We start from the raw sequence: 8,373 nt of genomic DNA on the forward strand, positions 1-8,373 counted from the left end.
CCGAACTGCGGCGATGGGTGCGAAACCGCGGAATCGGCGTCCGCATCGCCCGCAACGGCATCGAATCCTCCCAGCGCCTCGGCCGTCACCGGTGGGTGATCGAGCGCACGATTTCCTGGCTGGCCGGCTACCACCGCCTCAACCTCCGCTACGACCGCAAGGCCACCCACTTCCTCGCCTTCCTCACCCTCGCTGCGGCACTGACCTGCTACAAGAAACTCGCCAAATCAGCCACATGAGACATGCTCTTAGTAGCGCGGCGTCGCGGAACGCGCCGACAGCCAGCCCTTGCGCCCGGCTTCCGGATGCGCACTACCTGTTCGTCGGCGTAGCCGAGCAGCGCGACAAGCTCTTTAGGGTGAAAGTCCGCTTGCCAGAATCGGATTCGGCTTTGTCGATGCGCTCGGCGGTGTTCCATTCGTGGAACACCTGAACCGTATGTGTGCCAAACCGCTGCTCACATACCGTCGCCCACTGGTATGCCCACCTCGTGTCTGGCCGGTTCGAGGAGGCCGGCTCAGACCGCGGTGAAACGCACCGGCAGCCGATCGATGCCGTATGTCTGAAGCGATCGGTGGTAGACCACCTCTCTGGTGATCTCGATCCGGAGGTAGCGCCTCACGAGGACGCCGAGGGTCTCCTGGAGCTGCACGCGCGCGAGGTGGATGCCAGAGCAGGTATGGCGCCCGGCTCCGAAGTTCATGTTCGGTGACACCGGTGTCCGGGTTATGTCGAACCGGTCGGGTTGCGGGAAGACTCGCTCGTCGCGGTTAGCGGCGACTACCATCGCGCTCACCCAGCTGCCGGCGGGGAGGTGAACTCCGGCGAGCTCGAGATTCTGAGAGACATAGCACGGGATGCGGGTGAAGCGAGGCCGCAGGCGCATGCACTCTTCCACCGCGCCGGGGATCAGCTCAGGACGGGTGCGCAGGATCTCCCACTGATCGGGGTGCTCCGCGAACAGCGACACCATGCTGTTCATGGTGTGCGCAATATTGTCCACCGCCGCCCACAGCGACACCTTCACCATGTCGACCATCTCGTCGGTCGTGAGCCGGCTGCCTTCCTCCTCCGCTTGGATCAGCCGAGAGATGAAGTCTTCGCCTGGTGCTTTCCGCCGCTGCTCAATCAGTGGGAAGACGAACTCCGTCAACTCCTGAAAAGCAGTTTCGATCTCGTCCCGGTTCGCCGGGTCGCGCCAGAACATCTTGAAGATCGATCGGTTGATGCGCGCGAGCGTCGCCGCCTCTTCGTCGGGGACGTTCAGGAAGCGGCAGAACACCACGCTCGGGTAATGCGCGCTGACCTCGGACGCGAACTCCACCTCGCCGTCGACGACCGACGCGTCCACCATGTTGATGAAGACGGAGCGGGCGGCGTCACGCAGCCGCTCCATCGCTGTGGTGCTGAACGCCGGCATTATCAGCTTGCGCAGCCGATGGTGATTCGCACCCTCCTGGTTGCCCAGTTGGTGGGTCATATGGTCGTACGCCAAGCCCGAAGGCAGCCCGAGCATCGCCATCTGCTTCTCAAAGTTCTGCGTAACGCGCTCGTCGCGGAACATCTCGACGCTCTCCGGGAATCCCAGGATCTCGACTCCGAAAGGAGTCCTCACCGCCCGGTACTTCCGCCGCAGCTCGCGGGTACCTCGTTCCGGGTCGCTGAGGAATTCCGGACTCATCACGTCCAAGAACGGGAGGTCTTCTATCGCGCTGGCTTCGGGCATAACAAACCCCTATGATCACACACTACTTGGCGGCCCCAAGCTGGGCGCCGCGCGAGTGTAGCATGGTATCGAGCGAATAGTGCATACCCCATTTCCGATCGTGTGAATATACGTATGCATCATATGGCGACTAATACGTAGCCGACACGTATTAAGTTATAGTTTTCTGCTTTCCTTGCATGCTTCGTGATAGCGGGCAAGATTGCGATTCACACTCTTTACTGGGAGGGTGTTTTGTGAATCCGAGAGGTCGGCCGCATGGTCCGTTGACGACAGTCCCCGGAAGGAACGGACCTCATCGGGCGAACGCGGCCACGACGCGACAGGAACGCCGCGGAGCCGAGCTCGTGCGCTGCGGGCGCGGCGGGCGGCATGCGAGATCGCCTCGGCTGCAGGGATATTTGGTGTTCACCGCGTCGCTGGCCACGAAATATGGTTCGGAACTCGACTATCGCGGTGCGGTCGCCACCGCACCCGCTTCGAATATCGTCGACGCGTCCACGTTGGTCGGCCCGTCGACACCTACGATCCAGTCGTCGCGCCTGACCGCCACCGCGACGTACGTGATGAACGGGTTGAAGGCGGCACGCCCGGACTTCGACCTGGACAGCTACCTCACCTCCGTCGGCAAGAAATTGGTCGACGCGGCCCAGACGCTGTGCTTCACACCCCTAGCCCAGCGCGCCGAGGGCATCACCCTGAATCAGCTATTCTCCCGCCCACTTTTGGATGGCGACTTCGCCGCGACCGCACGTCCGATCATGGATGTGCCGATGACCGGATACGACCGCCCGCTGTTCATGGGCCAGAGGCACCAATGACACCGATGTGCCCGCGCCGTTGACCGCGAAGCTGGTCGCCGACCCGCAGGCCAACGGCGTCCGGCCCGAGTTCCACATCTATCCCGGCCTGGATCACAACGCGACCGTCGCGGGTTCGCTACCGGACAGCGTGCCGTTCGTCGCCCGACTGTTCAGCTGAACCTGAGCCTGCAGGCATTCTCCAGCAATCGAAATGGCGGTGGACATCTCCAGCTCAGTGCGGTGTAGCCGAGGGCGACTGCGAAGATATGCGGACCAGCTGCCGTGGCCAGTGGATGTTTGTTGTGCCGCAAGGTGGTGGCGCGACAGTCCGTCGAGCGCCACACCGCGCGCTCGACCCGCGGCCACGGCACGCTGTTCGGTTGAGCTGGATCCACTGGCGCAGTCAGCGCAGCTGTTGCGCGAGATCACCGTGGCGGGCAAATTCGGTGAGTACTCGTTGGCCGGTGGTGCTTGGGCATGAGCCGGTTTGTTAGCGTTGCGTGACAACGCCTTTCGGTGATATCTGACGCGGCGACGAGCCAGTCGATCCCTAAGCTCGGCGAGAGGATCTTGCTCGTGATGCCGAGATGGACGGCGACGTCCGGGACACTGCGGCCAACAGCGGCAGAGGCGGTGTCGTAGTGCAATTCGCCGTCGTAGTCGTCTTGGATGATGAGTACACCCGCACGCCTGGCGAAACGAGTTGTACGCGACGTGACGCCTGCAGGCGGGCACCGATTGGAAGTTGTCGTGCTGGGGTATAAGGCACGGCCTTGATACTGTCCGGCAGGCGGTCTACACGCAGACCGTCGGCATCGCTCGGCACCGGGACCACCCAGACACCAGCGGTGAGGAATGCGCCTGCCGCGCGCTCAGAGCCGGGAACTTCCATGGTGATGATGTCGCCGGGGGCGCAGCAGTGTATCCGCTAACTCGACACATGAATGAGTCAGGCCAGAGCCAATAGTATCCCGCAACTCCGGAGCTTCGCCGACGGTCAGGTCACGAACTACGACGCCGTCCGCAACAGTCGGCCCCTGCCGCAGAGCTCAAGCGCGGTCGAAGGCACCATGACGAAAATAAGCAATCGCCTTCAGGCGGTAGACGGCACTCTCGACAGCACCGCTGCTCCATTCGAGGGTTAGACTCGACGATCGCGGGAGCGCATCAGCACGCCGCTGGCGCCCGTACCGACGATTCGGAGTGACCCAACCGGTGATCGGCCATTAGGGCGATCTGGGCGGGGTCGCAGATACTGCGCCGCGATGCCACGGGCGCGGAGCCAGCGACGGTGGATGCCGAAGTGGCAGCCTTTGTCCGCCCGTAGTTTGGCGGGTTTCTCGCGACGCGGGCCGCGGGCCGACCGGACTCCCGGGATCGACTCGACCATCGGATGCAGCATCACCGAATCATGAGTGATCGCGGCAGTAACACCGCTGATGAGCGGTATCCCGTTCGCATCCGATACGATGTGGAGATTGGAGCCATCTTTCCGCGATCGACCGGGCAGCGATCCCCTTTCTTCGCCCGCACGCTCGCCGCGTCCAGGATCGCCGCCGCGCTCCAGTCGGTGTCACAGGTGGTGCCGAGCCGGCCGAGGATCTGTGGACGCAGCGCGTCGACCTCGGCATCAGCCCAGACCATGAACCGGCGATGGCGGTGGGAACGCTGACCCCGAACGATGGCGGCAGATGCCACCATGCGCAACCGCTGGTCAACACGAACACCACAGCAGTGAACGCCGCACGCTCATCCACCGGAGCGGTTCCGCCGCCCTGCGGCCTGGACGTGAACTCGGGGAGCAGTGGTTAGCTATGTACCACAACGCATCCGGAACCAGCCGTTGAGTAGTCCCGTCCACCGCGGGCTACATTATGTCAGACAACGGATCACACCCACGTAAGAGGTCCTCGAAAAGTCGGACTTCCGGGCCGGGCGGTGAATAGCCCGACGGCAACGGTGGCGACATTGGCAACGGTCCGCTGGCTGCGGTCACCACACCCGTCGTTTTCGTCGCCGATTGCTTCCGGGCGCCGGTCGCAGTGGGCCTGTCACTGACGCTATCAGTCGCTACAGCAACTGCTCCGATAGGCTGCTCACTCGACACACGCGTGCAGTCGGCCAGCGGTCAGTCGCCGTCGCGGAATTGTGTATCCGGAAGCAGTGGGAATTTCTCGTAGTCGATGGGTTCGTAGTCGAGGGAGTAGTCGAGGGGCTTCGGGCCGTGCTCCCAGCGCGTTATCTCGGCGTCCCAGCTCCCGTATGCCGGGTCGTCGGGATCGATGGCGACCACGCCGTCGATCATACTTCCGTCGGGTTCTCGTGTGAAGTAGCGCAAAAGTATCCGCCCGTCGTGCAGCCGCCGGGCCAGGGGATGTTCCTCACTCATGCGATGCCCAACGTCGATCCCAAAGCGTCATAATAGCCGGCCATATGGCGGGCGGCGTCAACAGAAGACATGAAAGCCGGTTTCGCGGTGCTGCCAAACCCTGGTGATTGGATGTGGTGGAACCAGGGGAAGCCTTCGGCAAACAGTTCTTCCTGCCCACGGCCCTCCGCAGCGAAATGCGCGGCAATTTCGGGATCCCTCTTTTTTATGAGACGGAGAACCTCGCGGTGGACTTCGGTGAATGCCGGTGAAAGGCTCGGCCAGCCGAGAGCGTGATCCAGAGCGTGGCCTAATTCGTGCCGCGATATCGTGGAGTACATGCCTGGACTACCACCGACAAGCATGGATTTAAACTGCGTATTATACGCGCCTAAAGCGTCGTCCCCCGGCTTGCTCTCTCCGGCGAACCCTTTTTCAGGTGAAAAGAATGGATGACCGAGTTCCAGCACACTGCCATGTCCGAGCCAGATCCCGGCATGGGGCGTCTCACCTTCTCTCATATGAGCTGCTACAATTTGGTGCCATCCCTCTGGCACACCAGCCAGCAAACGGGCGTGGGTGCGGGCCGAGTCGGAGCGATCGGTGTGGTAAAGATCCCCGTAAATATTTCTCAAGAATGTGTCTGGCGAATCCCACGTCAGATGAGCTTCCGGCCCTCGTTCAGAGAAAGGCTCGGCTAAGGCGCTGAGGGCGCGGGCGCCCGCCTCGTCGGAGACACCTAACCGTGACAAGTAAGCTCGCAACCCGTCGGCGGCATCGTTCAGCGGAGCTGACTGCGCTTCCGCATACTTCCTGAAGACGCGAACCATTCCGCCGAGAAGCTTCCCCATAGCCTCCCCCCACTTTGCGTCCATCGTGCAACTCGGTCAGTTCATGCCTCGGCCTGAACGCATAACAAACTTCCCTCTATCGAATTCGAGCGAATCGCATCTGCGCGAGTGCGGTTGTTCTGTCGACCCCCCGAAATGTGAAGGGGCCCTGACCGGAGACACCGAAGCGCCTCGGGCGTGAGAATATCCCGCGGCGTCGGGGCAGCTGTCGGCGGCTACGGCGGCCGGGCCGTGGTGGGTCGCGTTGGATTGCGACGCCCCTTGGATAGCTGCGAGCGGAGATAATTCTCACGCCTGCAGTTGGCCCGCGCATACCTGCCTTGAATAGATCCTCATCGATGGCAGTCATGGGTAGTCCTTGCATTTGCTTCGACGCCTTTTACTCGGCAACGACTTTGCAAGCGTCAGGCGTATCGGGTGTGCGACTTGATACTCGCTGGAACATAAAGCCGAGACCTTAGTGCTGCACGACAAACCTAGCAATCGGCGGGCGTGTAATCTGTTGGCGGGTAGGGTCAGCTTTGACATCGCTTTCGCGGGCGTATTTGCATCCGGCCGACGAAATATCTTCATTGTAAAGCTGAGTTAATTGTCAGGTACTAATTTGCACTCACCTACGGTGGTTGGCGTCCTTGTCCACCGGCCGACGTTGTTGCCGGAAAGCGGGATCTCCCGAGCCTGGTCGCCATCCGGAACCCGTAGGCAAGCAACATTCTACGTTCGGCAGGGCAGGTGCCGCATCGGCAGCAACACGACGACGACGTACGCAGGCTAGGAGCCCAACCGGACGGTGAGTGATTCAGCGGGGAGGTCAGATATCGATGGGACTGCTGCACGGATAGGTGACAACTGATTCGGCTTGCTTCCAGGCGAGCAGAATGGATGCCGCTGTGGCCAAGCCCTACTCCCGCGAGTTCCGTGACCATGTCGTCCGGGTGGCTCGCAATCGTGATGCCAAGTTGAGGCGAACGCGCACGATGGTCTCGAATGCGCGGTTGAGTTGGCGGTCACCACCGCGATTGAGCCTGTGGCGCAGGGTGTTTTGCGACGATGCAGGTTCGACCCCACGAAGGGATCACCACCCGGAACCACGACCACGCCAGCCACGCGCAGAACAACCGCATCCGCCGCCCGGCAACTTCCGGGCCTTAGACCCGGGAGCACACCTTGAGTTTTCCCGCCAGCAATGGCATCGGTGCTGCAGCTGCGTTCCACGGCCGTGAAGAATTCGTCTGGTGCGGATTTCATCGAGCGGGTGCTTGGCGGCGTCGAGGGTGGTGGCTCTGCCGGAGGCGGTGAGCAGGTCTTGGACCCGAGCGTTGGTGGGGGCTTGACCGCGATACAGCTCGGGCAGGGTCGCTTGGACGTAGAGCCAGCAGCATGGGTACATGTGTCCGGTCGCGGAGACGAAGATTGCGTGGGAGTCCAGGGCCGGGCAATGGATGGTGCGGGTGTCGAAGAATCGCTCGAATTATTCGGCGCGGGCTTCGATGCTGCGCGCTCAAAGCACGACCTCGTTGACGAGCCGTTCATCGGCCGGTGGCCGCACTTCCTCCACGACCGCGCCGGTGCGGTCGTAGATCGGCGCGGCGTCGATGCCGTCACCGGGGCGTAGTGCGGGTGCAGGTTCATACAGCGGCCGCGAAGCGGGCGGTCTTCTGGCACGGGTGCGGTGGCGGTGTCGATCTCGTGGTCGTTGTGGGCGAAGGCGATGTAGTCGCGCTGGGCGTGGCCGCTGGCGTCGATGAACGCGGCGGCGTTGGCCAGATCTTTGTCGATGTCGACCTTGCGCCGGTACACGCCGTTGGTGGCCAGGCCGTCGATGGCGAAGATCGTTATGATGCACGGGATTTCGGCCAGCCGTGCCTACCAGGTAGGGGTACGCAGGCCGCCGTTGGAGTAGATGCGGATGCCGGTGGCTGGGTTGGTGGCGTGGATGTGGTGCCAAGGCCGCCGCGGACGGAGCGCTGCATCCGCGGCAGCGCACCATGCGGCCGTATCTCGGGCGGGTCGGCGTATACGAGTGCAAACGACTGTGCGGAATGGGCAAATTCGATGCAGAGCGGTTGATGTGGTTTCCCGCGCGCCTCTCGAGCGAACGGATGAAGGCCATGGTGCTGGACGAGTTTGCCCGACGCGACATCTGGGCCGGTCATCCCGAAATGTGGTACAGCAACCTGGCGAGTCGTAAACATCGGCAGCGCGTCCATCTTCGTCATCCTCCACGAGATGATGGCAGGGGTCTGGTCAAGGCAGGCGATACGCTGCTGCGCATGGTCCCGGAGTCTAGCCGTTTCACGACCTCGTTCACGCATTTCAGGGCGGTATCGGCAGCGGAACTCGGGTGACTGAACCGCCATAGATCTGGGGCCGCTGGACCCTATGTGTCGTGGAAGGCGGGGGCCCGGCTACGTCATCGCGCGAGAGTGTCACCGGTCCGACCGCGCCGGCGTCCGCCGCACAGCGCCAGCGTTCAGAGAAAGCCGCGAGTAAGGCGGTTTCCGTTCACGGTCCGACCCAACCCGCTCGGCTTAGACCGTGTCTTACGTGGTTGTGATTCGTTCACGTTGTGCCGGAATCGACTGTGCTGCATGATGTTCGACTCGTGGTCGATGAGTTGTCGAA

8 protein-coding genes and 1 pseudogene are annotated in these 8,373 nt (G+C 62.4%); 5 read left to right on the plus strand and 4 right to left on the minus strand.

Going from position 1 to position 8,373, the window contains the following annotated elements:
• The coding region (locus AB0L97_RS38100; protein WP_364439817.1) for a transposase at nt 1-239 on the plus strand (239 nt) is incomplete at its 5' end.
• 278 nt (nt 240-517) lie between these two features.
• Here AB0L97_RS38100 and AB0L97_RS38105 read toward each other — a convergent pair.
• Complete coding sequence (locus AB0L97_RS38105) at nt 518-1,726, minus strand: cytochrome P450 (RefSeq protein ID WP_364439820.1); 1,209 nt, start codon at nt 1,724-1,726, stop codon at nt 518-520.
• A gap of 404 nt (nt 1,727-2,130) precedes the next feature.
• On the opposite strand from AB0L97_RS38105, the gene AB0L97_RS38110 reads away from it, so the two are divergent.
• Entirely contained in the window at nt 2,131-2,547 is a 417-nt protein-coding gene (locus tag AB0L97_RS38110) for a hypothetical protein (RefSeq protein WP_364439823.1), read from the plus strand.
• Between the two features lie 7 nt (nt 2,548-2,554).
• On the plus strand, nt 2,555-2,707 hold the full coding sequence (locus tag AB0L97_RS38115; RefSeq protein WP_364439826.1) for a hypothetical protein: 153 nt from the start codon (nt 2,555-2,557) through the stop codon (nt 2,705-2,707).
• A gap of 1,086 nt (nt 2,708-3,793) precedes the next feature.
• On the opposite strand, the pseudogene AB0L97_RS38120 reads toward AB0L97_RS38115, so the two are convergent.
• The 3 genes and pseudogenes from AB0L97_RS38120 to AB0L97_RS38130 all read right to left on the minus strand — a co-directional run.
• Nucleotides 3,794-4,390 (minus strand): annotated as a pseudogene (locus tag AB0L97_RS38120) (transposase); the annotation flags it as partial.
• A gap of 267 nt (nt 4,391-4,657) precedes the next feature.
• Nucleotides 4,658-4,918: a hypothetical protein gene (locus AB0L97_RS38125; RefSeq protein WP_364439829.1), complete on the minus strand. Its 261-nt coding sequence runs from the start codon at nt 4,916-4,918 to the stop codon at nt 4,658-4,660.
• On the minus strand, nt 4,915-5,748 hold the full coding sequence (locus tag AB0L97_RS38130; protein WP_364439831.1) for a hypothetical protein: 834 nt from the start codon (nt 5,746-5,748) through the stop codon (nt 4,915-4,917). Before AB0L97_RS38130 ends, AB0L97_RS38125 begins: the two co-directional genes overlap by 4 nt.
• Before the next feature lie 1,186 nt (nt 5,749-6,934).
• Here AB0L97_RS38130 and AB0L97_RS38135 point away from each other — a divergent pair.
• Together AB0L97_RS38135 and AB0L97_RS38140 are read left to right on the plus strand one after the other, a co-directional pair.
• Nucleotides 6,935-7,363, plus strand: coding sequence for a hypothetical protein (locus AB0L97_RS38135; RefSeq protein ID WP_364439834.1), 429 nt, complete (start codon nt 6,935-6,937; stop codon nt 7,361-7,363).
• Between the two features lie 427 nt (nt 7,364-7,790).
• The gene (locus AB0L97_RS38140) at nt 7,791-8,096 is read left to right on the plus strand and encodes a hypothetical protein (RefSeq protein ID WP_364439837.1); all 306 of its coding nucleotides are present in this window, start codon (nt 7,791-7,793) and stop codon (nt 8,094-8,096) included.
• Nucleotides 8,097-8,373: the final 277 nt, after the last annotated feature.

The organism is Nocardia sp. NPDC051911 (genome assembly GCF_040681035.1).
In the GTDB taxonomy this organism is placed as follows: domain Bacteria; phylum Actinomycetota; class Actinomycetes; order Mycobacteriales; family Mycobacteriaceae; genus Nocardia; species Nocardia sichangensis.